The sequence below is a fragment of the Gimesia sp. genome (assembly GCF_048260065.1).
In the GTDB taxonomy this organism is placed as follows: Bacteria; Planctomycetota; Planctomycetia; order Planctomycetales; family Planctomycetaceae; genus Gimesia.
This window is the reverse complement of record NZ_JBLXHC010000013.1, coordinates 136,534-163,008: the sequence shown is the minus strand read 5'-3', so window position 1 is coordinate 163,008 and position 26,475 is coordinate 136,534. Positions and strand designations below refer to the sequence as shown.

24 protein-coding genes are annotated in these 26,475 nt (G+C 52.3%); 14 read left to right on the top strand and 10 right to left on the bottom strand.

What is annotated here, in order from left to right:
• Positions 1–86 precede the first annotated feature (86 nt).
• The gene (locus tag ACN0YN_RS22655; protein WP_417387299.1) at positions 87–1,076 is read right to left on the bottom strand and encodes a LysR family transcriptional regulator; all 990 of its coding nucleotides are present in this window, start codon (positions 1,074–1,076) and stop codon (positions 87–89) included.
• Between the two features lie 608 nt (positions 1,077–1,684).
• Here ACN0YN_RS22655 and ACN0YN_RS22650 point away from each other — a divergent pair.
• Positions 1,685–2,938 carry a hypothetical protein gene (locus ACN0YN_RS22650; RefSeq protein WP_417387298.1) on the top strand — a complete coding sequence of 418 codons (1,254 nt, stop codon included), beginning with the start codon at positions 1,685–1,687 and terminating at the stop codon, positions 2,936–2,938.
• A 114-nt stretch (positions 2,939–3,052) separates the two neighbouring features.
• On the opposite strand, the gene ACN0YN_RS22645 is transcribed toward ACN0YN_RS22650, so the two are convergent.
• Both ACN0YN_RS22645 and ACN0YN_RS22640 read right to left on the bottom strand, forming a co-directional pair.
• Entirely contained in the window at positions 3,053–3,289 is a 237-nt protein-coding gene (locus ACN0YN_RS22645) for a hypothetical protein (RefSeq protein WP_417387297.1), read from the bottom strand.
• A gap of 186 nt (positions 3,290–3,475) precedes the next feature.
• Positions 3,476–3,640 carry a hypothetical protein gene (locus tag ACN0YN_RS22640; RefSeq protein ID WP_417387363.1) on the bottom strand — a complete coding sequence of 55 codons (165 nt, stop codon included), beginning with the start codon at positions 3,638–3,640 and terminating at the stop codon, positions 3,476–3,478.
• A gap of 171 nt (positions 3,641–3,811) precedes the next feature.
• On the opposite strand from ACN0YN_RS22640, the gene ACN0YN_RS22635 reads away from it, so the two are divergent.
• Positions 3,812–4,135 (top strand): antibiotic biosynthesis monooxygenase family protein, encoded by a 324-nt coding sequence (locus ACN0YN_RS22635; RefSeq protein WP_417387296.1) that lies wholly within the window; start codon positions 3,812–3,814, stop codon positions 4,133–4,135.
• 10 nt (positions 4,136–4,145) lie between these two features.
• Here ACN0YN_RS22635 and ACN0YN_RS22630 read toward each other — a convergent pair whose 3' ends face one another.
• Both ACN0YN_RS22630 and ACN0YN_RS22625 read right to left on the bottom strand, forming a co-directional pair.
• Complete coding sequence (locus tag ACN0YN_RS22630) at positions 4,146–6,557, bottom strand: M1 family metallopeptidase (protein WP_417387295.1); 2,412 nt, start codon at positions 6,555–6,557, stop codon at positions 4,146–4,148.
• 156 nt (positions 6,558–6,713) lie between these two features.
• Complete coding sequence (locus ACN0YN_RS22625) at positions 6,714–7,721, bottom strand: glutamate cyclase domain-containing protein (protein WP_417387294.1); 1,008 nt, start codon at positions 7,719–7,721, stop codon at positions 6,714–6,716.
• A gap of 483 nt (positions 7,722–8,204) precedes the next feature.
• Between ACN0YN_RS22625 and ACN0YN_RS22620 the strand changes: the two genes are divergently transcribed.
• The 11 genes from ACN0YN_RS22620 to ACN0YN_RS22570 all read left to right on the top strand — a co-directional run bounded on the left by ACN0YN_RS22620 (position 8,205) and on the right by ACN0YN_RS22570 (position 19,376).
• Positions 8,205–9,560, top strand: coding sequence for a c-type cytochrome (locus tag ACN0YN_RS22620; RefSeq protein ID WP_417387293.1), 1,356 nt, complete (start codon positions 8,205–8,207; stop codon positions 9,558–9,560).
• Between the two features lie 93 nt (positions 9,561–9,653).
• Positions 9,654–10,490, top strand: coding sequence for a cytochrome c oxidase subunit II (coxB, locus tag ACN0YN_RS22615; protein ID WP_417387292.1), 837 nt, complete (start codon positions 9,654–9,656; stop codon positions 10,488–10,490).
• Entirely contained in the window at positions 10,487–12,307 is a 1,821-nt protein-coding gene (locus ACN0YN_RS22610; protein WP_417387291.1) for a cytochrome c oxidase subunit I, read from the top strand. Before coxB ends, ACN0YN_RS22610 begins: the two co-directional genes overlap by 4 nt.
• Positions 12,308–12,337: 30 nt before the next feature.
• Positions 12,338–13,297, top strand: coding sequence for a COX15/CtaA family protein (locus tag ACN0YN_RS22605; RefSeq protein WP_417387290.1), 960 nt, complete (start codon positions 12,338–12,340; stop codon positions 13,295–13,297).
• A gap of 2 nt (positions 13,298–13,299) precedes the next feature.
• A complete protein-coding gene (gene cyoE / locus ACN0YN_RS22600) occupies positions 13,300–14,232 on the top strand; it encodes a heme o synthase (RefSeq protein WP_417387289.1) in 933 nt (310 codons plus the stop codon).
• 74 nt (positions 14,233–14,306) lie between these two features.
• A complete protein-coding gene (locus tag ACN0YN_RS22595) occupies positions 14,307–15,320 on the top strand; it encodes a cytochrome c oxidase subunit 3 (RefSeq protein WP_417387288.1) in 1,014 nt (337 codons plus the stop codon).
• 18 nt (positions 15,321–15,338) lie between these two features.
• Entirely contained in the window at positions 15,339–15,746 is a 408-nt protein-coding gene (locus ACN0YN_RS22590) for a cytochrome C oxidase subunit IV family protein (RefSeq protein WP_417387287.1), read from the top strand.
• Positions 15,736–16,704, top strand: a complete 969-nt coding sequence (locus ACN0YN_RS22585) for an ATP-binding cassette domain-containing protein (protein ID WP_417387286.1) — start codon at positions 15,736–15,738, stop codon at positions 16,702–16,704. The genes ACN0YN_RS22590 and ACN0YN_RS22585 overlap by 11 nt, the downstream gene beginning before the upstream one ends.
• Positions 16,701–17,552, top strand: a complete 852-nt coding sequence (locus ACN0YN_RS22580) for an ABC transporter permease (RefSeq protein WP_417387285.1) — start codon at positions 16,701–16,703, stop codon at positions 17,550–17,552. The genes ACN0YN_RS22585 and ACN0YN_RS22580 overlap by 4 nt, the downstream gene beginning before the upstream one ends.
• Before the next feature lie 51 nt (positions 17,553–17,603).
• Positions 17,604–18,974 carry a DUF420 domain-containing protein gene (locus tag ACN0YN_RS22575; RefSeq protein WP_417387284.1) on the top strand — a complete coding sequence of 457 codons (1,371 nt, stop codon included), beginning with the start codon at positions 17,604–17,606 and terminating at the stop codon, positions 18,972–18,974.
• A gap of 84 nt (positions 18,975–19,058) precedes the next feature.
• The gene (locus ACN0YN_RS22570; RefSeq protein ID WP_417387283.1) at positions 19,059–19,376 is read left to right on the top strand and encodes a hypothetical protein; all 318 of its coding nucleotides are present in this window, start codon (positions 19,059–19,061) and stop codon (positions 19,374–19,376) included.
• A 16-nt stretch (positions 19,377–19,392) separates the two neighbouring features.
• On the opposite strand, the gene ACN0YN_RS22565 is transcribed toward ACN0YN_RS22570, so the two are convergent.
• Positions 19,393–20,328, bottom strand: a complete 936-nt coding sequence (locus tag ACN0YN_RS22565) for a hypothetical protein (RefSeq protein WP_417387282.1) — start codon at positions 20,326–20,328, stop codon at positions 19,393–19,395.
• Positions 20,329–20,648: 320 nt separating this feature from the next.
• On the opposite strand from ACN0YN_RS22565, the gene ACN0YN_RS22560 reads away from it, so the two are divergent.
• Positions 20,649–20,969, top strand: coding sequence for a Dabb family protein (locus ACN0YN_RS22560; protein ID WP_417387281.1), 321 nt, complete (start codon positions 20,649–20,651; stop codon positions 20,967–20,969).
• A 19-nt stretch (positions 20,970–20,988) separates the two neighbouring features.
• Here the strand turns inward: ACN0YN_RS22560 and ACN0YN_RS22555 are convergent, their stop codons facing one another.
• The 4 genes from ACN0YN_RS22555 to metE all read right to left on the bottom strand — a co-directional run bounded on the left by ACN0YN_RS22555 (position 20,989) and on the right by metE (position 26,301).
• Entirely contained in the window at positions 20,989–21,765 is a 777-nt protein-coding gene (locus ACN0YN_RS22555; protein ID WP_417387280.1) for an ABC transporter ATP-binding protein, read from the bottom strand.
• A gap of 14 nt (positions 21,766–21,779) precedes the next feature.
• A complete protein-coding gene (locus ACN0YN_RS22550; RefSeq protein ID WP_417387279.1) occupies positions 21,780–22,817 on the bottom strand; it encodes a FecCD family ABC transporter permease in 1,038 nt (345 codons plus the stop codon).
• A 24-nt stretch (positions 22,818–22,841) separates the two neighbouring features.
• Positions 22,842–23,846: an ABC transporter substrate-binding protein gene (locus tag ACN0YN_RS22545; RefSeq protein ID WP_417387278.1), complete on the bottom strand. Its 1,005-nt coding sequence runs from the start codon at positions 23,844–23,846 to the stop codon at positions 22,842–22,844.
• Positions 23,847–23,976: 130 nt separating this feature from the next.
• Positions 23,977–26,301: a 5-methyltetrahydropteroyltriglutamate--homocysteine S-methyltransferase gene (metE, locus tag ACN0YN_RS22540; protein ID WP_417387362.1), complete on the bottom strand. Its 2,325-nt coding sequence runs from the start codon at positions 26,299–26,301 to the stop codon at positions 23,977–23,979.
• Positions 26,302–26,475: the final 174 nt, after the last annotated feature.

Below are 26,475 nucleotides of genomic sequence, written 5' to 3'. Positions count from 1 at the left end.
TGTTTGAGTCATACTCAGGGAGAGTCTTCTCCTGACTCAAATCGGGTGGATCCATCCAAACAAGAAACTGCAGACACTCAACCTGCTTATTCACGCGCTATTAAAGGACCGAACGAAAACGCATCCATGCTGGGAGTTTTTTGTCTCCCCGATGCTGATACCTCGGTCGATTCTCTACGAGCGCTTGAGAAATTCGCGGGGTCTTCATGCAAGACTTCTATGAATTTTGACACCATATCGGGCGTCGTTTTCTGTTTTTTCTGAATGATCCCGATCGGACGGAACCATTCGACTTCTTCCAGACGTACCACTTTCAATGACTGATCATGAACTTCTTTCGCAACCGTCGGTAAAGGCAGAACAGAAATCCCCGCCCCGGCTTCGACAGCCCGTTTCATATTTTCAATGTTATCAAACTCATGGATCAACTGTACGTGGACGCCGGCTTTTCGCAGCCAGCGATCGATCTTCTGTCGAACGACTAATTCTGATGTGAACGCCACAAAGGGTTCGTCTTCGAGGGCGTCAACCGGACAGCTCTCGCGTTCCGCCAGCGGGTGACCGGGATGAACGACCAGTACCATCGGCTGTTCCTGCCAGAGGATACTCGTCAGGTCTTTCTCTTCTTTAGGGAAGGAAACCAGCCCCAGATCGGCCTGATTTTCACAGATTCGCTGATAGACTTCATCCGGGTGCAGATAATCAAGGGTGACCATCACATCCGGATACAACTGCTGAAAATGCTCGACATAATCATGCATCTGCGCCAGCCCGACCGAATAGATGGCGGCGATCCGCACGCGGCTGCGTGTCTGACCGACGGCCCGGCGGACCTGCTCTTCAACCTGTTCGAACGACCTTAGCAGCTGCTGACATCCATCAAAGTAAATCGCACCGGCGGGAGTCAGCTCAAAAGGTCGCTTGGAGCGATCGATTAACTGGGCCCCCAGACGTTTCTCCAATGCATGCACCGCCTGACTGGCAGCAGACTGAGACACACGACGAACCTCAGCAGCTTTGGAGAAGCTGCCTTGCACGACGACATCACAGAAAAGTTCAGCATTACGCAGATGCATGGAAGTGAAACCTGCCCTATTTATAAGGAATACTAATAATAGCCGGTCTGCAGTATTTAAATTTCGAATACGGCACAGTGTAGAGATCAAAGAGTCATGAAGTCAAGCGCACGACTTTCTGAAAAATATTGTCACGTCACTTAGGAAATTTTCATTATCCGCAAGTAACTAAATTAAATACACTTACAACACCACAGCTGAGCACACATCGAAAATATAATAACTCACGGTCTGAAATGGAATCAGGCAGCATGACCCCAGGTCTGTAGATTAAACACGCGAAATGGGAATTCGTTTCATCCAGACACTTATAATTCACGTTGGTTCTATTCAATCTGCTTATAGTAGCAAGAAACGCCGGCAATCCGCTGAAAATAACCTATGTTTCAGCTGAGACCCCTTCCGCGGCGTCGCGGAAGAGACAGAATTGTTTGATCCGCCATCCGCTGGTCCGCGTTCCCTCAATACCTGATTCTCAACGATCACACCAGCCTGCGAACCTGTTCAAGAGTTCGGACTGGAGTTAATATCGATTCTTACTACTGTAAAAGGATGCAGCAATCTCTGCTCCACTTCATCCAGTTCTCTTCTTTCACAAAGGATCTCTGATGAGAAAATCAGCCCCGCTCTTCACTCTGCTCTTTTTCCTGGGAACGCTCCCCCTGCTCTCCGGGTGTGGCTCCTCAACCCAGCAGGCCGGTCCACCAGAGGGTCCTGCAGGATCGATGCAGTACCTGATTCAGGGCGTTGCTGATCAGAAAATGGAAGTCGTCTGGGAATTCCTGCCCGCCAGTTACCAGAGTGATGTCAACGGCCTCGCACATCAGTTTGCGGATAAAATGGATCCGGAAATATACAATGAGATGTTCGCCATCGCTCAAAGACTGGGCAAACTGCTGCAGGACAAAAAAGAATTCATTCTCAAAAACGAAATGCTTGATAACCCTAAGACCTCACCGGAAGAAGTCGCGAAATACTATGATCCCAGTGTCGATATTTTGGTTACCCTGGCTAACAGCGATCTGTCTACCCTGGAGAAACTGAAGACTTTTGATGGCGGACAATTCCTCGCCAACAGCGGATCCAAAATCGCCAAAGACTTTGCCACTATCTCCGACCTGATGCCTGCAGAAGAAGGCAAGCCCGACTTCAATGAAAAGCTGAAGCAGGCCAAAGTCACGGTTGTCTCCGAAGAAGGAGATCAGGCCACTGTCAAAATTGAAGTTCCGGGTGAAAAAACCAAGGAAGAAGTCATGGTCAAAGTGGAAGACAAATGGATTCCCCAGACCCTGGCCAAAAACTGGAAATCTAAAATCGAAAGCGCGAAACAGAACCTGGACAAGTTAAAGCCGGAGGATATTACCTCGAAAAAAGACCAGGCTCTGGCGGGATTCAAGAGGTTGAACGCAACTCTGGCCCAGTTGGAAAATGCGAAAACGGAAAAAGAATTCAATGAAGAGTTCACCAAACAGGTCAGACCATTGGCCCAAATGGCACCAATGCTCATGATGATGGGAGCTGCAGCCGTTATGGAACAAGGCTTCTCCGAAGCTGCTGCCGCCCGAGGCGGAGCCATGGCACACAGCCCCGGCGAAGCCAAACCGATTAATCCCAACACGATGATCAGCATCGTTGTCAACAAAAAGCTCTCTCCAGGCGAACAGGATCCGATCATTGATGAAATCCTGCAGTCAGCCAACGATACCGAGTCCCTGCAGGTGATTCCGACTGTCGATGGAGAGATCACCACCTTCAAGGTTTACCCGGTCGAAGACATCGAAGCATTTTCGAAGAAGATCAAGTTCGGTAAGCCGTCCAAGGTCGATAATGATTCCCGGTCGATCACAGTGGAACTGGAATAACGGGTAAACTTCCCATTCCAATCGAGGCAACAAAAAAGGCCACTTCTCGTGAACGGGGAAGTGGCCTTCAGTTTTGCTGGTTTGCGCAGCAATCAAATATCTTTCAGGGAAGAATTAAGCAGCTTCAGACAGATCTTCATCGTCTTCGCCACAGGCTTCCACTTCGGAATCCCATTCTTCTTCGCCTTCTTCATAGACGAGATAATAGATCTCGTTCATTGCTTCTTCGAGATAAGAGCGAATGTTTTCGCTGTCGGTTGATTCGATCAGTGCTTCCAGACTTGCGACAACACGGTCGACTTCTTCACTGGTGATCTCTTCATATTCTTCCTGGTTGTTTTCTTCTGACATCGTTACCTCCATGTCCTGAGTTTGACTACATTAAGCAGGAAAAGCACGAATTTAATTATCGGTTTTCCGGGCTTAAAGCATTAGCACGGCCCTGTGCAAAAATTACCAGGCGAGACTGCAGAAAATCCCTTTCTGAATTTCGCCTAACGGATCCATTTTCAACTGACTCTGTCGGAAAAAGAACGACTATTTTTTCTTCTTTTTCGAATCTTTCTTTGTGGCTTTTTCGGTGGTTTTCTTTTTGGTTTTCTTCTTTTTCTTCTCTTTTTTGACGGTTTTATCACCAAAAATGCGGTCCCAACCGTTAGTAAAATCTTCGGTTGAACCTGTGTGGACCGTATAACCCGTCACTTGCATCGCCTCCTCATAAAAACTTCGAAATAGTAATAGAATCGATCACAGGTTAAATTATTTATGAAACCAGATTTTGTGGCAAGCCTGAAATTGACCAGCTCCCCTGTAAATCCCTGTTTTCAGCCGAAATCCCCCCTGTAACCAGTCTCTGGAGAGAAGGTGATCGACATGAATCTGCCCCGAAAAAGCCCCTGCTATGCGGTCATCTTCACATCGACTCTGGCCGATCAAAACCAGGGGTATGACACGATGGCAGACCGGATGCAGGAACTGGCGGCACAACAACCAGGTTACCTCGGGGTAGAGTCTGTTCGTTCACCAGATGGAACCGGTATCACGATCTCTTACTGGGAGGATCTCAGTGCCATCAAGGCCTGGAAACAGAATCCCGAACACCTGACAGCACAGGAACTTGGGAAGAATCAATGGTATCAGAACTACTCCGTGGAAATCGCCCGCATCGAATCCGGTTATCAGTTCGAACAGCCCTGATTCCTCCCCTTCACTCCTGCTTTTCCTTTTCGGACTCCTCTTTCGAGTCGGCTTTCCCGGCTGCCTTTTTCTTTTCTTCCTCCCGCTTCTGCATTTCGTTCTTCGACTTTTTCGATTTTTCCAGCTGGAAATAAGATTTGCTGATGGTCCGGGGAAATTCATTGTTAGACAGCTGAGTATCCGCGGTCTCCCGGTGGGGATCCAGGGTGAGACTTTTCAGAGGTTTCTCCGTTAAGATCAGCTTGGAAACACTCTTATTGTTCAACCGCCAGATTTCGGCAGGAATCCGCAGTATCTCTGTGGTATCGTCATCAAAGGTCAGCTTGAGGATCACCGGCATCACCAGCCCCCCCTGATTTTTCAGGTCGACGAGATAGAAGAACTTCTGTGTTTCCAGGAGTTTTTTCTCTTCCGCTTTCAACCCTTTGAGTTGATCCTCGAATTTCTTTCGATCTGCGTCGGTCACGTCCAGGTCGTCATACTCATTATAAAAGTCTTTGAGCTCCGGGAATTTGTCCGTACGTTTCGGCAGTTCTTTATTGCGAATCTCGGATAAAGACTCCGGTTCTTCATCCCGCTCCTTCTTGCGGCGGACTTTGTCGACATAGGGGTCCCCGGTCTCCAGCAGATACTGCCTGACATTTTCTACCGAGAGGTCTGTATGGTCGGTCGTATAAAACCAGCCGCGCCAGAACCAGTCCAGATCGACGCCCGAGGCATCTTCCATCGTTCGGAAAAAATCAGCAGGAGTCGGGCGTTTGAACATCCAGCGTCGACAGTATTCCTTGAACGCGTAATCAAACAGTTCCCGTCCGAGCACGGTTTCCCGCAGAACATTCAAGGCGGTCGCCGGCTTGGCATAGGCATTGTTGCCAAACTGCAGAATCGATTCCGAGTTGGTCATGATGGGAACCTGATAGTCCCCCTTCATATAACCAACGATATCCCGCGGTTCTCCCCGCCTTGAAGGATATTCGGGCTCCCACTCCTGCTCCGTTAAATACTGCAGAAATGTGGTCAGTCCTTCGTCCATCCAGGTCCACTGACGTTCGTCACTGTTGACGATCATCGGAAAGTAATTGTGTCCGACTTCGTGAATAATCACCGAGATCAATCCATACTTGGTCCGCTTGGAATAGGTTCCATCTTTTTCCGGACGGGGACCGTTGAAGCAGATCATCGGGTATTCCATTCCTCCTACCGGACCATTCACCGAAATCGCGACCGGGTAGGGATAAGGGAAGGTGTACCTCGAGAATACATTCAGCGTGTGGATGATGGCGTGCGTCGAATACCGGCTCCAGAGGGGCTCCCCTTCGTTCGGGTAATACGACATCGCCATTACCGGTTTCTCTTTGCCCTTCAGCTGATGCCCCTGGGCGTCCCAGATGAACTTCCGGGAACTGGCAAAAGCAAAGTCGCGGACCAGCGGCGCCTGGAAGACCCAGGTCTTTTTATCTTTCGAACGGGACGATTCGTTTTTCTTCGCTTCTTCCGGCGTGATGATAAACATCGGTTTTTCCGCCGTCTTTGCCTGTTCAAGCCGTTTCCGCTGTGTTTCGGTCAGGACCTGTTCCGGGTTCTGCAGTTCTCCCGTCGCCGCCACAACATGATCGGCGGGTGCCGTAATCTTGACCTGAAAATAGCCGAACTCCAGGGTAAACTCACCACGCCCCAGAAACTGCTTGTGCTGCCAGCCGGTATTATCCGTGTAGGCCGCCATGCGAGGATACCAGTGGGCAATCTCATAGATAAAATTCTTATCTTCTTCGAAATACTCGTAGCCGGTTCGTGCGGGGCGGCTTTTGGAATCATTGATCAGATAACTCCAGTCAACCGAAAACGTCATACTCTGTCCAGTCTTTAACGGCCCACTCAAATCAATCCGCATCATCGTTTTGATGATCTGATAAGGGAGTGGATCCCCCCGTTCATCACGGACTGCCGAAATCTTCATTCTGCCGTCAAAAGTTTCTTTCGCCAGCAACTGCTGCATTGTCTGATAGCCGACGTTCCCCAGATGGGAGCTGGTATCGGTCAGATGCGCGTCAGAGTCAAACGACAGAATATTCGTATCCAGCTGCATCCAGAGATAATTCAGCGTGTCGGGTGACTTATTGGTGTAAGTGACTTTTTCCGTCCCGACGATTTTCTGCAGCTTGTCATCCAGTTCTACCTCGATTTCGTAATCGACTTCCTGCTGCCAGTATTTTTCTCCCGGTGCGCCGGAAGCGGTGCGAAACTCATTCGGGGTCGGCAGCGCTTCTTCTAACTGCCGAAATTTATCTTCCTGTTTGAACTTGTCATTACTGACGACCTGGGCTGGTAACAGAGAGGCCGAACACAAAAACAGCATCAGGCAGAACAGTCTCAGGACAGGTAATTCTTCAGAACGGAACACGCTGGATTTCATAATGTTCATCAAAGTTCGTTTCTGTTGAGGACACAAGAAGAGAGGCGAGCAGTTTTTAAAACAGGTTCAGAAACCCATTTTAACCCGTGAAACAAGTCAAAATGCAAGTCATTTCGAGCCTGCAGCAGGGAGTTTCCCCGGATGTCTTACGCTAGAAACGCGAAATCAGCGAGTCAGAATTGACAGGATTCCCTCCCAGGGCTGCATATAAGTCAGGAATGGCAGTCCATCGACGGTCGGTTCACACTGCTTCGTCACCCCGTCGACAGCGTTTGCTTCACTCACCATGAATTCCAGGACTTTCAACTGCTCATCCCGCTGCCAGTCAAACAGAATATCCGTCTGATCGTGTAATACAGCGACGGCAGCCGCCAGCGCAGCAGCCCCCCAGTTGCTGGTTCCTGCAACAATGTTCCAGTCAGTCGCGATTCGACAGGGAATCAGGGCAGAAAAATCTGAAGCAATGCGGCGATCCAGTTCTTCCCAGGTAATCGCCCCCATCCCGATCTCGTTTCCACCATCGCCGATGCCAATACTGATCGCGGCTGGAAAAAACTCGTGCAGGCGGTCAAACAGCTGATGCAAAGGTGCCGTAAAAGAATCGATGATTTCCCCGCGCATATTGTGACAGCGGTCAAAATGCATCTCCGGCACGCGTTGCTGAAACAGCTCAATACCAACACTCTGACCGGAAGCCTGAGCCAGCCACGAATCGATGGTGTGACTCGGCCCCACCCGTTCGATGGAAATCAGATGACTGATGTTCTGTCGACTGAAAAATGACTCGACCCAGCCCGGTTGATCCGGATTCAGTACAGCAAGCTGCGAACGCGGATAGCCGAAGGCGTCAACAGTCGCCGTCAGCACAGGGGCACACAACTCATCAGTAACCACTAATGTATCGATCCCGCAGGCTTCCAGAATCAGTGCCAGCAGAACCGCACCGGGAGGTCCGTCTGTTTCGGCAGCAGGCACCGGGGCACTGGGCACATAAAACCCTGTGATAATCACAACTTGCGACGCACCGGAATGGATGGCCTGGGCTGCCTGCAGCAAATGGTCCTGACAGAGTGGGCCAAACTGACTTTCAGAATCGATGAGCCCCCGTTTTCCCGGATCTCTGCGAATCAGGCGGTCAAATTCCCGGATCATGTCTGTTTGTGAGGTGCCCATTCAAGCCTGTTCGCACTGAAGCTGTAAAAACAGAGAGATCGCCTCTGTGAACACAGTTTACTCAGGATTGTATCGAAACGACAGCCTGTGCTGATTGAAAAAGAGAGTCAAAGAAAATACGATATTATGAGTGTGATTCCCGCGATTGGGAGCTTACCGATAAGGACCTTCCTGCTTGTGAGAAAAGGCTTTCTAAAGGGAAACGCTGGTTGTCAGAACGCCTGAGCATTGCCAGAATTACTTAAGTATTCAGGCTGTTAAGCCTCCCACCCCCGCACAAGCAAACCTGTCAGAAAACGACTGCAGACATGAACAGATTGATCTCAGTAGAGTTCTAGTGAATTGAAGTATCAGCGTCACTGCATCGCTTGAGACATATGGAATATGGAGATCCCGGATCACTTCGATTTTCCGGGAAGAACGGACTCGACGAACTGCGATCTATCAACTGTCAGAATAAGTAAAGAGTGAGGATTCACTTCCGTGAGATTTGGGTATCGTCATTTCATTATGTTGCTGTTACTCCCGGTGTTGACCATCTCGGGGTGCGAACAGCCTAAGGTCGAGTTTATCTTCGCAAAGAAGACGAATGAACTCATGCCTGCCGCCGCCAAACCCGTCAAAGAAGCGCTGGTCAGACAGTTCGGAAATCCCCTGGAGTTGACCCAGTTTGAAGGTCTGCCGACGCAATTCGGCGATGTGGAAGGCAAGGTCAAATCAGTCGAATCTACGGGAGCCGACTCAACCCTGATCCGCTTCCAGGCAACCGGCTTGGAAAACACATATGACAAGCTTCAGGGGCTGCCGCTGGAATGGACCTCCGGCAAAGCCCAGGGACAGATTTCACGCATCAAAGAATACAATTTTGAGACTGGCATGATCGCCGTTGAAAAAGCAGCCGAAATTGCCCCTCAGCCAGGCGACACATTTCTGGTGGAATGTACGCGGCTGCAGTTTGGTCGCGATCTTTATAATCGGCACTGTATGCACTGTCACGGCATGTCGGGAGAAGGGACCGGTCCCACATCCCGCTATCTGAATCCCCCGCCCCGCGATTTCCGCCCGGGCATCTACAAATACACGTCCACGAAATCGACCGAGAAAGCACAGGTACAGGACCTGGAGCGGACCGTCAAAGAAGGTATCGCCGGAACGTACATGCCTTCTTTCAAGCTGCTGACCAATGATGAAGTCTCTGCGATTGTGAACTATGTCATCTGGCTCTCGATTCGCGGCGAAACAGAAAAGAAACTCGACGACGAACTCTTCCTCGATTTTTCCAAGGAAACTTTTGCCGAACGGACCAGTGAAGATGGTGGCGAAACTCCAGAAGAAGTCAATGAAGAACTCAAAGAGTACATGGAACTGGATTTCCCGGACACCCTCGATTTTGCAACGTCCAGCGTGGCAGATGCCTGGGAAGCAGCGAACCTGGAAGACGCACTGGTGATCCCGGAAACCCCGCGCGTGCCGGACACTCCGGAATCCCGCGAACGGGGTCGCAAACTCTACCTGAGCGATAAAACCAAGTGTGCCACCTGTCATGGTCCCCAGGGTCGTGGCAACGGGTCTGCGACACAGGACTTCTGGACCAACCCGGTCACCAATGAGAAATATCCGAATCGAGGACTGCATGATATCTGGGGAAATCAGTTACCTCCGAGAGATCTGCATCGCGGAATTTACCGTGGTGGTCGCAGACCGATCGACGTTTACCGGCGGATCTTTGCTGGTATCAAAGGTACTCCGATGCCTGCGTTTGGACCGTCCGCTTTGACGGATGAAGAACGCTGGGACCTGGTCAATTATGTGATGAGCCTGCCTTACAGCAGCAAGTAATCGCTTCGATCCGTTTTGCTGACAATTTTGTTTCTGAACTCATTTAAGACAACCAATTGAATCCTCAATCAAAGACCAAACGGGAGACCTTTCGTGGGTAAAGGATGGTGTTTATTTTTTCTGTTCTGGCCTGTTGCCGCAGTCGTATCCTGCGCCGCGGCTCCGCTGATTGGCTGGTCTTTTCCATACGACAATGCACAAGCCGCCAGTAATCTGGGTATCCGAATCGATCACCTGTTTTATCTGATTCTGGCTGTCATTACTGCCGTCTTCATCGGGACCCAGGCGGTCCTCGTCTATGCACTCTGGAAGAGCGCGAATAACCGCGATGATCGTGCCTTGTACACACACGGTAATCATAAGCTGGAACTCATCTGGAGTATCATCCCCGGTGCCATTCTGTTATTCCTGGCCCTCTACCAGATGAATCTCTGGGCAGACTTTCGCTTTAAGAACCACTATCCCGAAGCAGCCGTAAAAGATCCCCTGGCGGAAGTCACCGCGCGTCAGTTCGAATGGCGTTTCCGTTATCCTGCGATCGGTAAAAAACTCCAGCCCAAACCACAGCCCGACGACCTCTACACCGTGAATGAACTGCACGTTCCCTTCGGCAAACCAGTGCTGATCCAGTTGCGCAGCGACGATGTGCAGCACTCGTTCTTCCTGCCCGCGCTGCGGATCAAACAGGATGCTCTACCCGGTCTGCAGATTCCCGTCTGGTTCGAAGCAAATAAACCAGGCGTGTACGATCTGGTCTGTGCCGAACTGTGTGGCTGGGGTCATTACAAGATGAAAGCCCACGTGATCGTGGAACCCGAAGAAGAATTCCAGGCTTACATGAAAAACCTGACCCAGCAGCAATCCTATGATGGACTGGGAAAAATTGCCGCCAACGAAAACGGCTCAGAGAGTGAGGCCGCCGAGAAATGAGTGTTTTGAATCCGTCACCTACCGGACTGCAACCGATTCTGACTCCCCAGGAGCATCACGGCCCGGGTAACTTCATCACGAAGTATATTTTTTCAACCGACCATAAAATCATCGCGATACAGTTCCTGTTTACCACGATGCTGATGATGATTGTCGGCGGTGCCCTCGCACTGGCAGTACGCTGGCAGCTGGCTTTCCCCTGGGAATCGATGCCGATTGTCGGGCCCTGGTTGTTTGCCGCTGAAGGGGGACAGATCTCGCCCGAATTTTATACGATGCTGTTTACCATGCATGCCACCGTGATGATCTTTCTCGTGATCATCCCCATCCTGGCGGGAACGTTTGGAAACTTTCTGATCCCGCTGATGATCGGTGCGGACGATATGGCATTTCCGAAGCTCAACATGCTCAGCTACTGGTTCATGTGGCCTGCTATCGCCTGCTTCGGCTTAAGCTTTAAATACGCCGGTGGTCCGGCAGCCGGCTGGACCTCGTATCCGGTCCTGGCTGACCTGGCGCAGGCAGCTCCCGGTTCCGGAACCGCGCAGACATACTGGCTGCTGGGAGTGACCTTTGTCGGTTTCTCTTCAATGATGGGCTCGATCAATTATATGACGACCATCATCAACATGCGTGCTCCCGGCATGACCTTCTTCCGGTTGCCCATGACCATCTGGGGACTGTTTATCACAGCCATTCTGCAGGCGTTCGCACTTCCCGTGCTGACCGCAGGCGGATTCATGCAGGTGGCTGACCGTTTATTCGGAACCTGCTTCTTCTATCCTTCCGGTCTGGTGATCAACAATGCGGAGGCAACAGTGGGTGGCGGACAGCCGCTGCTCTGGCAGCACCTGTTCTGGTTCTACTCGCATCCCGCGGTTTACATCATGCTGCTCCCGATTATGGGCATGGTGTCCGACATGTTGAGCTGCATGTGCCGAAAACCGCTGTTCGGATATAAGCCGATGGTGTTCTCCATGTCGACCATCGCCAGCCTCGGGTTTATCGTCTGGGGACACCACATGTTTACCAGCGGAATGAACCCCGCCGTCGGTATGGCATTCATGGTTTCGACCATGATGATCGCGCTGCCGTCCGCAATCAAAACATTCAACTGGACCGCGACGATCTGGGGCGGGAAACTGGAATTCAATACCGTCACGCTGAACTGTATCGCCTTCCTTTCGATGTTTATCGTGGGTGGTCTCAGCGGAATCTTTATGGCGGCTGTACCGGTCGACGTCTATTTTCACGATACCTACTTCATTGTTGCCCACTTCCATTACATCCTGTTCGGTGCCACCCTGTTTGGTGTCTTTGCCGGAATCCAGTTCTGGTTCCCGAAAATGTTCGGCCGGATGATGAATGAAAAACTGGGCAAAATACATTTCGTGCTGACCTTCATCGGTGCCAACGGCACATTTTTCCCGATGCACTTTCTGGGAATGCAGGGCATGCCGCGACGCTATGCAGATCCTTACCTGCACGGTTATCTCGAACATCTGCTGCCGATGAATCAGTTCATGACGATCTCGGCCATCATCATGGGTGCGGCTCAGATTCTGCTGTTTATCAACATCTTCTACAGCATGTTCTTTGGCCCCAAAGCAGGACGCAATCCCTGGAATGCCACCACACTGGAATGGGCAGCCCCCTCTCCTCCAGGACATGGAAACTTTGATTTTGTGCCAATGGTCTACCATGGCCCCAATGAATATGCCGTCGTCAACGGCGATCGTGACTTCCTGATGCAGAACGAAAAGGAATGTCAGCCGCCCGTTAATGTCACAACAACGGAAACCGAGACCCCCGTTTAATTTGAAACGCTCACGATTAAGTTATCACGTATGAACCAGCAACAATTCCATCCCTGGCTTTTCAGACTGGCCCTGGCGACCGCAATCGCCACGCTGCCGCTGATGATTGTAGGCGGTCACGTCACCACCGAACAGTATGGTATGGCATTCCCCGACTGGCCGACTTCTGACGGGCAGAACATGCTGACCTACTCCTGGTTCCATCGGGCAGCAGATAAGTTTTACGAGCATGGACACCGTCTGCTGGGCATGCTCGTCGGCTTTCTATCCATCGCGCTGGTTGTGGTCGCCTGCAAAGTCGCTGATCGAAAATGGATCCGGAACGTCTGTATTGCCGTACTGGCCTGCGTGATCATTCAGGGAATCATTGGTGGCACCCGGGTTACCGAAAACAGCAAAGCTCTGGCGATGGCACACGGCTTGTTTGCCGCCTGCGTCTTTACCCTGATGTGTTTTCTGACCATGGTTCTCGGTAAACGCTGGATTGCCATCAGTAACGATCCCCCCGAGTTACCGGCAGGCTATGGTCGTCGGCTGGCAATCACGGTGCCGCTGGTCGTATTGTTTCAATATTTTCTAGGCGGGTTCCTCCGACATTTTCAGGTGGGTCTGCATCCGCATATGAGTTTTGCGTTCGTCGCTTTAATCTTTGTGATCATCGAATTTCGCAGTGCCCGTAAATCCGGGATCAAATGGTTAAAACGTCCGGCAATGGGCATGCTGCATATCGGCATCTTTCAGATTCTGCTGGGTTTTGGTGCCTGGATCACAAAATACGGTTTACCCGCTGCCGGCTTTGTTGCCACTGCCGGTTCCTGGGAGCAGTCCATTTTCCGCACCGCACACCTGATTACCGGCATCCTGTTCCTGATGACCACGGTCCTGTATTCGGTCCGGGTCTTTCGCCTGCATCAATTAAATAAAAACAGATCGTCAGAGCAATCTCTCTCTGCTGCTGATTCCTTACCGAATACCGAAGGTAACGTTTGAAAATGTCTACAACTCAACAATCCTACATCGCCGTCGAAGAATCGAAAACCGCCGCCAAACCTGTCAGTCTGGCCCGGCTCGCCGATTATCTCGAACTGATTAAACCGAGAATTTCTACGATGGCTCTGATCTCGGTGGCATTAGGTTATACACTGGCGTCCGCCCACTCGTGGTCGCTGCTGCCTTTGATCCATGCACTGGTAGGAATCGGCCTGGTTGCCGTCGGTTGTAACTCGCTGAATCAGATGCTGGAAATGAAAAGTGATGCCCTGATGCCCCGCACGGCCAATCGCCCGCTGCCCGCCGGCAAGATTTCGCTTCCTGAAGTTCTGATCTTCGGAATTGGTGCCGCACTGACCGGTATTTTTTATCTGGCGACAATGGTCAACCTGCTGACCGCATTTTTAGCGATGATGACCCTGGTATTGTACGTGCTGGTTTACACGCCCCTCAAACGGGTGACTTCACTCTGTACCACCATCGGTGCCATCCCCGGTGCCATGCCTCCCATCCTGGGCTGGACTGCTGCGGGCGGTAACCTGAATACTTCTTCCTTCGCGATTTTTGCGATCATGTTCTTCTGGCAGTTCCCGCATTTTCTGGCAATTGCCTGGCTGTACCGTCATCAATACCACCAGGCAGGTCTGAAGATGCTGCCCGCCGCCGATCCGGCACCACGCATGATCGGCTGGATGTGCGTGATTTATGCAACAGCGCTGATCCCCGTCAGCCTGCTCCCTCAATATGTTTCCCTGACCGGAACGTTTTACTCTGTGGTCGCGCTGGTTCTGGGAATCGGCTATCTCGCTTTTTCCATTCGTTTCCTGCGAAACGAAACTCGCCAGACCGCCCGTGAGTTAATCTGGTTCTCACTGATTTATCTCCCGCTGCTGTTACTCACATTGACCTGGGATCGACTGCAGCTGTTCAGCTGATCTGCAAAATAAGAATACGCGTTACAGGATTCAACGACTGTTTGATTGTCTGCGATGTAAAGTGAAAGATAATAATGAGTCACGAAAGTAATTCGCCACAATACCGAATGGGGCTTCCCATACCACACTCCAAACTGGGGATGTGGCTCTTCCTGGCGACAGAAATCATGTTTTTTTCCGCCTTCATCGGCGCCTATATCGTGCTCCGCGCCGGTTCGCCCGGCTGGCCTGACGATCCAGAAATCACACACCTGCGCATCTGGGCCGGCGGCTTGAACACGTTTGTGCTGATTCTCTCCAGTTACTTCGTCGTGATGGCACTGGAAGGAATGAAAGTCGAAAACTTTGCCAAAGCGCGGCGCTATCTCTGCCTGACGCTGCTGCTGGCCTGTCTGTTCCTGGGTATCAAAGCTTATGAATATTCGGGCAAGTTCAAATACGATATTCTGCCCGGTCACATTCCGGAAACCCCGCGTATGGCCATCGATAAATCCATGCGGGAAATGAAACACGTTGTCGATCAGCGCACCATCGCATTAGCGGCTGCCAAACTGCCGGAAAAGACGGAACCCGTTGATCCCGAAGAAATCGCGGAAATTTCCGGGGTCGCTGATGAAAAAACAGAAGAAGTCGAAACGCCCGTCGAAGAACTCCGTCAGCAACTGCAGACAGAACTGACGGCCGAAGACACCCCCGCTCCCCGTAAAAAAGAACTACAGGCCTATTTCGACCTGGATACGAAATACCGGGAATTAGACAAGCGTGCCCTGGATGAAACCATCAGCATGCAGGAGATGAACAAAGAACTGGAGACCATGAAGGAAAACCCCGAGTACGGATCTTTCCTGGCACCCGTGCATTTCCTGCAACCCATTATTTACGGAAACCTGTTTGCTTCAGTCTACTTCCTGCTGACCGGTTTTCACGCATTACACGTCGTGATCGGCATGCTGCTGTTCATCATTGTCCTGCTGCAGGGCAGACGCCTGAGTAAAAAATGGAACGATTACGTCGAAAACATCGGCCTGTACTGGCACTTCGTCGACCTGGTCTGGATCTTCCTGTTCCCGCTGATTTATATCATTTAACTGAGAGCCACCAATCAGATGTCAGATCAACACGATCACGCATACGTCAAATATTCCACCATCTTCTTTGCCCTGTGTATCTGCACGGTACTGTCGATCATTTTTGACGTCATCGATTTAAAAGAAAAAAACATCATCGGTATGAACGGGGTCGTGCTGCTGGCACTGCTGGTTCTGGCAGTGGCCTGTGCCAAAGCGCTGTTTGTATTGATCTATTTTATGCACCTGAAATTTGAAGGAAAATGGAAGTACGTGCTGCTCAGTCCCACCATCATTCTCGCGTTGGGACTGACGATCGCCATGATTCCCGATATCGGCATTCATTATTACACGAATGAAGCACCGCAGATCGACTACCTGGAGCAGGCCCGGCAGACCGCAGCTACGACTGACGCCTTGAACCCCGAAAAGAGTCATGTTGAGTAACCCCCTCACTCAGGAATCCACTGCTGCAGCCCGCATCTGTGTCTCTGATATTTCACACCGATACGGCGAAAGACTGGCTTTGAATCATCTGAGCTTTGATGTCCGCCCCGCAGAAATCTTTGGCCTGCTGGGACCGAATGGTGGCGGCAAAACAACTCTCTTCCGCCTGCTCTCAACGCTGCTCCCCCTGCAGTCCGGCAGTGCCACGATCGCCGGTCTCGATCTCGCTTCACAAGCCCGGGAAGTCCGTTCGCTCATAGGTGTCACCTTTCAGTCACCCAGCCTGGACGGAAAACTGACGGTCTGGGAAAACCTGAAACATCAGGCACACCTCTATGGCATTTCAGGAGGACTGCTGCGGGAACGGATCGCCTCGGTACTGCAGCACCTGGGACTCACTGAGCGCAAACAGGATCTGGCCGAGTCCTTATCAGGCGGGCTCAAACGCCGCGTCGAAATTGCCAAAGGGCTGCTGCATTCTCCCCAGGTCCTGTTGCTGGATGAACCGAGTACCGGCCTCGATCCGGGGGCACGCCACGATCTCTGGAAGTACCTCAAACAACTCCAGCGCGAACAGGGTGTGACCATCCTGATTACCACGCACTTAATGGAAGAAGCAGAACACTGTGACCGGCTGGGAATTCTGCATCAGGGAGAACTGATTTCGCTGGGCACACCGGACGAATTACGGGCTTCGGTTGGCGGAGACTGCCTGACCATCCACGCGGAACATCCCGAAACACTGCTGAGCCAGATTACACAGCGATTCGGCGTTACGCCTCAACAGATCAATCACAGTCTGCGACTGGAACATCCGCGGGGTCATGAATTCCTGAAAGATCTGATCGACGCCTTCCCGGAACAGGTCACGTCGGTTTCGCTTGGAAAGCCGACTCTGGAAGATGTCTTCATTCATAAAACCGGGCATCAGTTCTGGCAGGCGGAGGAAGTCGAATGAATCAGCCTGCTGCAGTCACCCCCAACACGCCTTTCGTTCTGCCAATCCTGACTCTGGCACAACGTGAAGTCGTCCGCTTCGCCAGACAGCGCACCCGTGTGATTGGCGCACTGATTCAGCCGATCCTGTTCTGGATTCTATTCGGAGCCGGACTGCGAGGTTCGTTCAAAGCGCCCGAATGGGCCACGGCAGGCATGACCTATCAGGAATATTTCTTCCCGGGTGTTGCCGTCATGATTCTGATGTTCACGGCGATCTTTTCGACAATTTCGATCATCGAAGACCGCAAGGAAGGCTTCCTGCAGGGAGTGCTGGTTTCACCGGTTCCCCGCTCGTCCATCGTACTGGGGAAACTGCTCGGCGGGACGATTCTGGCCGTTTTACAAGCTGTCCTGTTTCTTCTGCTGGGTCCCCTGCTAAAAATTGTCGGATTGGCACCGGACTTCAATACCGGAGTCACCCTGGCCGGCTTCATTCCCCTGCTGCTGTTCCTGTTCCTGCTGGGTTTCAGCCTGACTGCGCTCGGCTATCTGATCGCCTGGCCGATGGAGTCAACACAAGGGTTTCACGCCATCATGTCAGTCTTTCTGATGCCGATGTGGCTGCTCTCCGGTTCGTTTTTCCCGGCGGGAGATTCCGGCTGGCTCTCCTGGATCATCCGCGCCAATCCCCTGACGTATGGCGTGACCGGTTTGCGGCGTCTGCTCTCTTCCGGACCTGCTCTCCCCAGTGCACCAGGCAATCCTTCAATGATTGTCTGCCTGACCGTCACTGCAGTAGTCTGTATAATTTATGTAACGATTGCGATCTGGATGACCCGTCAGCGGGCCACTCGCAATGCCAGATAAATCACAACCAGATAACTACAATCTTTTCAATTGTAATCAAAAGAATTCAAAATGACTGAGACCAAACGAACCCGCCGCATTCCCCTGATTCTGATTATCATGCTCTGGGTACTCGTCGCCGTGAGTGCGTTCGCCACCTGGAAACTGAAAACACAGCACGACCTGGCATTAGAACAGATCAAGGCGACTGAAGCCGCTCAGAAAAAAGCGGCTGAAGAAACGACAGAGACTGAAATCGAGGGAGTAACGATCAAAACTCCGATCTGGCCGGAAGAAGGCATCGAAGATTTTTCTCTCACCGAACGCAGCGGGAAAACCGTGACGAAAGAAGACCTGCTGGGAAAACCCTGGGTCGCCTGCTTCGTCTTCACCCGCTGTGCCGGCCCCTGCCCACGGGTTTCCGGCCAGTTCTATCAGTTGCAGAAAGATCTGAAAGACCAAGACTTCCGCCTCGTCACCTTCACCGTCGATCCGAAAAATGACACTCCCGATGTTTTATCCCGTTATGCGGAGTCAGTTGGCGCAGACCCGGAAAAGTGGCTGTTCCTCACCGGCGATCAGAATGTAATCTTTCACCTGATCGAGAAAAGCTTTCTGATGCCGGTTGAAGAAAACAAGGGCCCCGCCCGTAAACCTGGCTTTGAAGTGATCCATACCACCAACGTCATGCTGGTCGATAAAGACGGACGCGTCCTGGGAAAATATAACGCGGTCAACGATGTCGAGATGGCGGAACTTAGACGCGAAGTTCGTAAGCTGGTCAAAAAAGAAGAGGATCAGAAACCGGAGCAACAACCACAGGATTCCCCCGAGAACACGAAGCCGGACGAAGCTGCCAAACCCAAAATACCTGCCAAAGCGGGCATGATCTCTTTGAGTACGACTCTGATCCCCGTCGCAGCAAATCTGCTGGCACAAACCGAAACCAGTTCCACGGACACAGATTCTGATACAGAAGAAACTGCTCCCACAGCGCCGGCCTGGGTTTATCAACTGCCGGCTGTCAACGCCACATTGAACGGGCTGGCGACCATTCTGCTCATGGTGGGCTACTGGTTCATTCGGCATGGGGAACAGGAGAAACATAAAAAAACGATGCTGACCGCCTTCGGCACGTCTGTTCTGTTTCTGGGCTTCTATCTGCTGTATCACTTCGCGTTACAGAGTTATACGGGAACCGCGTCCCGGAAGTTTGGCGGAGAAGGCGCGATCCGCATGATCTATTATTTCATTCTGATCACGCACGTCGTACTCGCTGCCGCCGTCCCGATCCTGGCCTGGGTGACGATCCGACGCGGTTTGAAACAACAGTGGGAAGCCCACCGTAAAATCGCCAAAATCACCTTCCCGATTTGGCTGTATGTCTCCATCACCGGCGTGGTGATCTATTTCATGCTCTATCATTTGCCGGGAGCCGCCTGAAAATCAGCCCTGAATCGGCTGGAACCCGCATCTTGATCTGTTACAATAAAAGCATCTGAATCTGTTCCTCAATTGGTTCTTATCATGTTAAAGCGATTTTCATTCCTTCGATCCTGTATCCTGACCGCAGCATTACTGGGACTCTTTTCCTCGCCTGCTGTCATCAGCCAGGCTGCGGCCTGTCCCATGTGCAAACAGTTGAACGAAACGGATGATTCCAAACCCCGCGCTTACATGTACAGCATCGCCTTCATGCTGGCGATGCCGGCCATTCTTCTTTCCGGCTTCGGCGTGGCTTTCTTCAAGATGATCAAACGCGAACAGGAAACGGTCGAGCAGTACGAAAACAACCGGAACCCGCATCAGAGTGATGCCGATTCCGGTCTGCATGATTCGATCTAATCTGATCTGTTTTCGTTCAATTCAGGCGTTGACGACGAGGCGTATTCCAGACTGTGGCAGCCGAGGGGGCTGGCACAAACGCACCTTTGGCAGATGCGGTGCGTGACAGCGAATCATCATAGGTCGACTGATTGGAAACCGCTGTCTGTGTTCTGAATTGTGAGTTGTGAGAAGGAATGGTCTGCCATTCTGAATTGGCCTGCAGGTCAGGAACCTGTAAAACGGCCGGGCTGGGAGGCAAAGTCGCAGCCATGGGTGAGAAGGCAGGTCCACCGCTTCCTCCACCCCATCCAGTCGCTGGTTGAGCACTGATGGTGGGAGCCAGTGTCGGATAAGCGCCCATGTCCAGAGATGTCGAACTCATCGGCGTTGGAACTGGAGCACTCGAAGGTGCTGGGGTAGAAGGCACAATGTAAGGCTGCGTCGATGGTGAGGGACTCATCATCGAAGGCAGTCCGTTGTTCATGCAATCAGTGCATGTTGACTGAGGCATTGTGACCTGCACCCGCTTTCTGACCTGAATCGGAGTTTTGACGTAGCTGGTCTGTTGCTGGTACTGGGTACATTGAATCTGTTTAGTCACCATTTTAGGAACCCAGACGCGCTGCCAGCAGCCTTCATCAACGGTGATCTGCTTGTAAGTGGTAACAGGCACCGTGGTTGTACGAGGCACCATCCGGTATTCGGTACAGATGATGTCCTGGTAGCAGATTTGTGGTGGAGGAGGAGTGCACACGCCCGGGCAGCATGATGTCACAGGAGCACAACGTCGGAAGTAGCGACGGGCCAGTTTTTTACAACGATGACCGCAGCGACCGTGTTGTGGATAACAGCAACCCATGCCTCCCCGGTTGAATAAACGCTGGAAGATATGAGCATCCGCGGAATTATCATTGGTCAAAATCAGAAACAGCGAAGCGACAACAATACAATTTCGAATCCAGGGGGACATCGAAAAACTCCTTTTTTTACTAAGTGTGCTGGATGGCACTCCTTTGATTTCGTTCCCGTTTCAGTCAAACTGAGACACTGGCTCTACAGGATCAGCCGGAACGAAGAACCCACCTTTCTCATTTATCGGCATAATCGTTAAAGTCGCTTTATTTTATATTTCACAATTTACAAAATTCATTGCCCCCCGGTTGTGGTGACTTTTGAGTGACTTTTTGAGAAGATAGGAAAGCAGGAACCGGGCTTCCAACCTGGTCCAGAGTCTTAAATTATATAATATCATACACTTAACTCATTGCAGCGAGACTGAAAGACATGAACATGGCAGAAGCTTCACTGGCACACATGGTTTATTTCACCCTCAAAGACGGATCTCCCGAAGCCAGCGAGGCAATGGTGCAGGCTTGTCACAAATATCTGAAAGACCATCCCGGCGTGCTCTACTTCTCCGCCGGGATCCGTGGTACGGAGTTTCAACGGCCGGTGAACAATCAGGAATATCACGTCGCCCTGAATGTGGTCTTTGACAATAAAGACTCCCACGACAAATATCAGGAAGCCGCCGACCACCTGACTTTCATCTCAGAAAACAAAGACAAATGGGCCAACGTCCAGGTCTGCGACAGCTACGTCACCAGCTGATCGAGCAGTTTGCTCCAGATCAGAGCACGGGAACAATCAAAGGGGTCTGATACTCCGGATGGGGCAGCACTTTGACGGGGGTCTGATAGACTTCAGTCAGGCGTGCTTCGGTCAGGACTTCGGCCCCTGTGCCGATCGCCGCGATCTCCCCTTTGTTCAATAATACAATCTGGTCAGCGAAACTGCTGGCCAGATTCAGATCGTGAATGGTCAGGATGACCGTCAGATTCCGCTCGTGTGCCAGGCTGCGAATGAGCGTGAGAATCTCGACCTGATATTTAAGATCGAGCCCCGTCGTCGGCTCATCCAGACACAACACACCCGTCTGCTGCACCAGGGCGCGGGCGATTAAGGTCCGCCGCCATTCCCCGCCGGAAATCTCGGTGATCTTCCGCTGACGTAATTCGATCAAGCCCGTCTGCCGCAGCGCGGTTTCCACCTGGCTCGTATCCTCCGCCTGAAAGGGTTGAACCCAGCCCCGATGGGCGCTGCGTCCCAGCTGTACGGTTTCTTCGACCGTCATAGGCCATTGAGGTGATTCCAGCTGTGGTGCCAGCGCCAGTTTCTGCGCGACCTGTTTGCGCGACATCTGCGCCAGCGATTCCCCTTCAATCAGCACGCTCCCCTCCCGGATTTCCACCAGATGAAACAACGCGCGCAGCAAGGTCGTTTTACCGGAGCCGTTCGGCCCCAGCAGGACCATCACGGTTCCCGGTTCAATTCCCAGGGAAATCTGCTTTAAGACATCCTCTCGGGTATATCCACAGGAAACGTTTTCCAGTTCGATTGGATTCATGCTCGTTCCCCTTCTTAACCGGATTGCCGACCGCGACTGAGTAGCAGAAACAGAAAAAACGGACAGCCCATCAACGCCGTCACGATGCCCACGGGAATTTCCGCTGGTGCAATGGCAGTCCGTGCCAGCGTGTCGGCGATCACCATGAGAGTCGCTCCCAGAAGACAGCTACCGGGAATCAGCAGACCATGCCGGGGTCCGACCAGAATCCGCGTCATATGCGGTGCCATCAATCCTAAAAACCCGATCACTCCCGAAACAGCCACACAGGCCGCCGTACAGAAAGTGGCGGCAACCAGAATGAGCATCCGGAATTTTCCGATCGACAATCCCAGCGTCTGGGCCGCTTCATCACCGAAGGAAAGCAGATCGAGCGGACGTGACAGTAACCACAGCAGTCCGCCACTGCAAACGATGACAGGCCCCGCCATCAGAATTTCATTCCAGTGTCGCCCTGAGAAACTGCCCAGCAGCCAGCTGAAAATGGTAGTCAGCATTTCATGATTCAGAAACATGATCAGCGAAACCAGGGCACCGGTAAAACTACTGAGTGCCATCCCCGCCAGAATCAATGTCAGCAACGGTGCACTGCGTCCGATATGACTCAAAGAGGCAATCACAAACACTCCGCCGACGACCAGCAGTGCACCGGCAAACGCCGCCAGAATCAACCAGGGAATCTGCCAGGTCGCCGTAATGACGGTAATACTGCCTGCCATCAGCAGCAGCGCGAGGGTTGCTCCCAGAGCAGCGCCGCTGGAGGCACCAATCACAAACGGATCGGCTAATGGATTGCGAAACACTCCCTGAAAGGCAGCCCCCGCAATTGCCAGTCCCCCTCCCACACAGGCCGCCAGAATCACGCGCGGCAGACGAATCTGCCAGAGAATGGTATTGATGTACGATTCCTCAGCCGGTTTCCAGAGTCCCTGCCAGATCTCATCCAGCGAGAGTGCCACTGCGCCGAAATGAATTCCCACCAGCAGCGCAAGCAACAGGCCCGCCAGTAAAGGCAGGAATCGCCAGGTCAGAAATTGATTGCGCGGTTGCATGAACGGCAGTGCTCAGTCAGAAGTTCAGGGTTCAGGATACGCTTCAGGATACAAAGCCTGCGCCACTTTTTGCAGTCCCTGCACCACCCGCGGCCCGGGACGCGAAATCAGATCATCCTCTATGATATAGATTCGCTGGTTCTTCACGGCGTTCATCTTCTCCCAGCCCGGCCTTTTTTTCAGTGTGGCAATCGCTTCGCGCGGATCCGCCTGCGGATTATTTTTCAGCCCGGGGAGCAGAATCACATCGGGATTGCGCACAATCAATGTCTCCTCGCTGACCTGGGGATAGGCAATTTTCACATCACTGAAAATATTCTCCCCCCCCACCAGTGTCATCAGCTCACCAATGAACGAATCCGGGCCCGCCGTCATCAAAGGCTGATCCCAGACCTGGTAAAACACCCGCGGGGACGCCGCTTTCTGAAATGGTTTGATCTTTTCCTGAATCGCCTGAATGTCTTCTTTGATCTGCTGATTTAACTGCTCACCGCGCTCCGTGTGCCCGGTTACTTTTGCGAATCCCAGGATGGATTTCTCGATATCCGCCAGGGACTGCGATTCAAATGAGAGAACCGGAATCTTTATTTTCTCCAGCTGTTCTCCCAGTAAACGATGATAATCGCCGCCCAGTACAATCAGATCCGGCTGCAGTTCGACCAGTGCTTCCAGACTGACGCTGCCCGGATTAGACATGGCGATTTTTTTCAGCGTTTTGGTTTCCGGAGGATAATCACACAACGTCGTGCACCCCACCATCTGCTCTCCCGCGCCGAGCGCAAACAGCAGTTCCGTATGGGACGGCAACAGCGAAACAATGCGTTGAGGCTGTTTCTGGATCGTGACATCCTGCCCGCGATAGTCGGTCACCGTGACAGGATACACGGCTGAATTCGCAGATTGCTGCGTCTCTTCCCCGACTGACGGCTCCGGCCGCGCGGACTTCGGACTGGTGGCTTCCGGCTGGCAGCCCGCAGTCAGCCCCCACAGGAGCAACAGCAGAAACAGTCTGTTGAAATCGATCTTCATAACTTTGTTGGTATCGAATCCTGAATCAAATTGGAAGCGGCAGACGCTGCTTCATCTAAAATCAGTACGGAATGACCGTTTCCAGTCATTCCGTACTGAATACGAACAGGCTTCTATCCCATCGGCAGGCTTATTCTGTCACACTCACGTTCACACGCAGTGTTTTGGCGGCGGCCACCATGTTCTGCAACGCTGGTCTGACTTCATCCCATTTGCGGGTCTTCAGACCGCAGTCCGGATTGACCCATAACTGCCGCGGCTCCAGCACATATAAGGCTTTCACCAGCAGCGCTTCCATCCACTCCACCGTGGGCACGCGCGGCGAATGAATGTCGTAGACGCCCGGTCCGATTTCGTTGGGATAGCGGAATTGCACGAACGCATCCAAGAGTTCCATATTACTCCGCGACGTTTCAATGGAAATCACATCAGCGTCGAGGGCAGCAATCGCTTCGATGATGTCATTGAATTCCGAATAACACATATGAGTGTGAATTTGAGTTTCATCTTCGACACCCGCTGCTGCCAGATGAAAACAGTCGACCGCCCATTGGAGATACGCCCGCCAGTCGGAACGACGCAGCGGCAGGCCTTCGCGGACTGCCGGCTCGTCAATCTGAATGATGCGGATGCCACTGGCTTCCAGGTCCAGCACTTCAGCGCGGATCGCCAGACCAATCTGCTGACAGGTCTCACTGCGGGGCTGATCATCGCGGACGAACGACCATTGCAGAATCGTCACCGGCCCGGTGAGCATCCCCTTCATCAGTTTCTGCGTGCAGGACTGCGCAAACGCGGTCCATTTGACCGTCATCGGCCCCTTGCGGAGAATATCGCCGAAGATGATCGGCGGTTTCACACAGCGGGAGCCGTAACTCTGCACCCAGCCGTTTTTCGTCGCAATGAAACCTTCCAGCTGTTCGCCGAAATATTCCACCATGTCATTGCGTTCCGCTTCGCCGTGCACGAGCACATCCAGACCGACATCTTCCTGGAATTGAATATCACTGGCAATACACGCCTGCAGAAACAACTCATAAGCCGACTCTGTCATTTCCCCTTGCTTGAATGCGGCACGTGCCTTGCGAATTTCATCCGTCTGCGGAAACGAACCAATGGTCGTGGTGGGAAACAACGGCAGTTGCAACGCCTGCTGCTGTAATACATGACGTTCTGCATAGGGACTTCTGCGGGTACGCATCGATTCCGTCACGGCGGCACTGCGTTCTTTCACATCCGGACGGTGGACGCGCGGCGAATTGCGGCGGGCATCCATGGCATCCTTATTCGCATTCAGTGCTTCACTGACACTCTCCCTCCCTGTATTGACACAACGGGTCAGCACGCTAATTTCTTCCAGCTTCTGCCGTGCAAACGCGAGCCACTGACGTAGTTCCTGGTCCAGATCGGTTTCATTTTCCAGATCCACGGGCGTATGCAACAGCGAACAGGAAGGGCCAATCAGAATTCGATCGGCGCCAATCCGGTTCACGGCTTTTTCGATCAACGCCAGCGACTGCTCGAAATCATTCTTCCAGATATTGCGCCCGTCGATGACGCCCAGTGACAGCGCCACTTCATCAGGCAGCTGGTCCAGCACGTCATCGAGTTGCTCAGGTGCGCGAACCAGATCAACGTGTAATGCAGCCACCGGCAATGAAACGGCTGTCGGCAGGTTTTCCTGGAGCGGACCAAAGTAGGTCGTCAACGCGATCCTGATTCCGCCCGGAATAATCGAAAGCAGATCATAGGCCCGCTGAAAGGCAACACGCTGCTCGGCTGTCAGATCGAGGACCAGACAAGGCTCGTCGATCTGAATCCAGTTGGCACCGGCGGCTGCCAGCCGGGTCAGCACTTCTACATACACGGGCAACAGTCGATCGAGCAGACTTAAGCAGTCGAAGTCCGCTGTCCCCGATTTCCCCAGCAGCAGGAACGAAACCGGACCCAGCAGGACCGGCCGGGTTTCGATGCCCAGCGCTTTCGCTTCCAGGTATTCGTCAATGATTTTCGTCGACGCCAGCTGGAACTGCTGATCCGGTTCGAACTCAGGAACCAGGTAATGGTAGTTCGTATCGAACCATTTGGTCATCTCCAGCGCAGCAACCCCGGCGGTAGACGCATCGACCGACTTCCCCCCTTTTCCGCCGCGCGCCATCGCAAAATAGGTTGACAGGTCAACCGCACCGCCGGTCCATTGAAAACGGGCCGGTATCGCACCGACCAGCGCCGTCGTGTCGAGCACCTGGTCATAGAGCGAGAAATCATTCGACGGGATCTGTTCGATCCCTGCTGCCTGTTGCAGCTTCCAGTTTGTTTGACGCAGGTCTTTCCCAATCTGCAGCAGTTCTGCTTCGCTGATTTTTTCTGACCAGAATTTTTCAACCGCTCTTTTCAGTTCACGGTGTGCGCCGATACGGGGAAATCCAAGATTCGTAGCAATAGCCATTCGCAGGCTCCTTTTATTTTTAATGAATATGATGTTGAAACAGTTTGTCGTGCGCGCACCTTCTCCTGAAAGTGTGCGCACCGGTAGCGTCAACGTGTCTGTAACGTATTCCGCAACTCAGGCGCACACAGCGCGCAGACCGGGAGTGTGTTCACAGACCGTGATAAAAACGATAAGGGG

What these genes read in the sequence shown, in the direction of transcription:
- cyoE (WP_417387289.1), top strand. Translation starts at nt 13,300, where the DNA reads ATGTCTACAACTCAACAATCCTACATCGCCGTCGAAGAATCGAAAACC.
- ACN0YN_RS22625 (WP_417387294.1), bottom strand. Translation starts at nt 7,721, where the DNA reads ATGGGCACCTCACAAACAGACATGATCCGGGAATTTGACCGCCTGATT.
- ACN0YN_RS22590 (WP_417387287.1), top strand. Translation starts at nt 15,339, where the DNA reads ATGTCAGATCAACACGATCACGCATACGTCAAATATTCCACCATCTTC.
- ACN0YN_RS22630 (WP_417387295.1), bottom strand. Translation starts at nt 6,557, where the DNA reads ATGAACATTATGAAATCCAGCGTGTTCCGTTCTGAAGAATTACCTGTC.
- ACN0YN_RS22570 (WP_417387283.1), top strand. Translation starts at nt 19,059, where the DNA reads ATGTTAAAGCGATTTTCATTCCTTCGATCCTGTATCCTGACCGCAGCA.
- ACN0YN_RS22610 (WP_417387291.1), top strand. Translation starts at nt 10,487, where the DNA reads ATGAGTGTTTTGAATCCGTCACCTACCGGACTGCAACCGATTCTGACT.
- ACN0YN_RS22595 (WP_417387288.1), top strand. Translation starts at nt 14,307, where the DNA reads ATGAGTCACGAAAGTAATTCGCCACAATACCGAATGGGGCTTCCCATA.
- ACN0YN_RS22645 (WP_417387297.1), bottom strand. Translation starts at nt 3,289, where the DNA reads ATGTCAGAAGAAAACAACCAGGAAGAATATGAAGAGATCACCAGTGAA.
- ACN0YN_RS22585 (WP_417387286.1), top strand. Translation starts at nt 15,736, where the DNA reads ATGTTGAGTAACCCCCTCACTCAGGAATCCACTGCTGCAGCCCGCATC.
- ACN0YN_RS22655 (WP_417387299.1), bottom strand. Translation starts at nt 1,076, where the DNA reads ATGCATCTGCGTAATGCTGAACTTTTCTGTGATGTCGTCGTGCAAGGC.
- ACN0YN_RS22575 (WP_417387284.1), top strand. Translation starts at nt 17,604, where the DNA reads ATGACTGAGACCAAACGAACCCGCCGCATTCCCCTGATTCTGATTATC.
- ACN0YN_RS22580 (WP_417387285.1), top strand. Translation starts at nt 16,701, where the DNA reads ATGAATCAGCCTGCTGCAGTCACCCCCAACACGCCTTTCGTTCTGCCA.
- ACN0YN_RS22545 (WP_417387278.1), bottom strand. Translation starts at nt 23,846, where the DNA reads ATGAAGATCGATTTCAACAGACTGTTTCTGCTGTTGCTCCTGTGGGGG.
- ACN0YN_RS22605 (WP_417387290.1), top strand. Translation starts at nt 12,338, where the DNA reads ATGAACCAGCAACAATTCCATCCCTGGCTTTTCAGACTGGCCCTGGCG.
- ACN0YN_RS22650 (WP_417387298.1), top strand. Translation starts at nt 1,685, where the DNA reads ATGAGAAAATCAGCCCCGCTCTTCACTCTGCTCTTTTTCCTGGGAACG.
- ACN0YN_RS22550 (WP_417387279.1), bottom strand. Translation starts at nt 22,817, where the DNA reads ATGCAACCGCGCAATCAATTTCTGACCTGGCGATTCCTGCCTTTACTG.
- ACN0YN_RS22565 (WP_417387282.1), bottom strand. Translation starts at nt 20,328, where the DNA reads ATGTCCCCCTGGATTCGAAATTGTATTGTTGTCGCTTCGCTGTTTCTG.
- ACN0YN_RS22555 (WP_417387280.1), bottom strand. Translation starts at nt 21,765, where the DNA reads ATGAATCCAATCGAACTGGAAAACGTTTCCTGTGGATATACCCGAGAG.
- ACN0YN_RS22635 (WP_417387296.1), top strand. Translation starts at nt 3,812, where the DNA reads ATGAATCTGCCCCGAAAAAGCCCCTGCTATGCGGTCATCTTCACATCG.
- ACN0YN_RS22560 (WP_417387281.1), top strand. Translation starts at nt 20,649, where the DNA reads ATGGCAGAAGCTTCACTGGCACACATGGTTTATTTCACCCTCAAAGAC.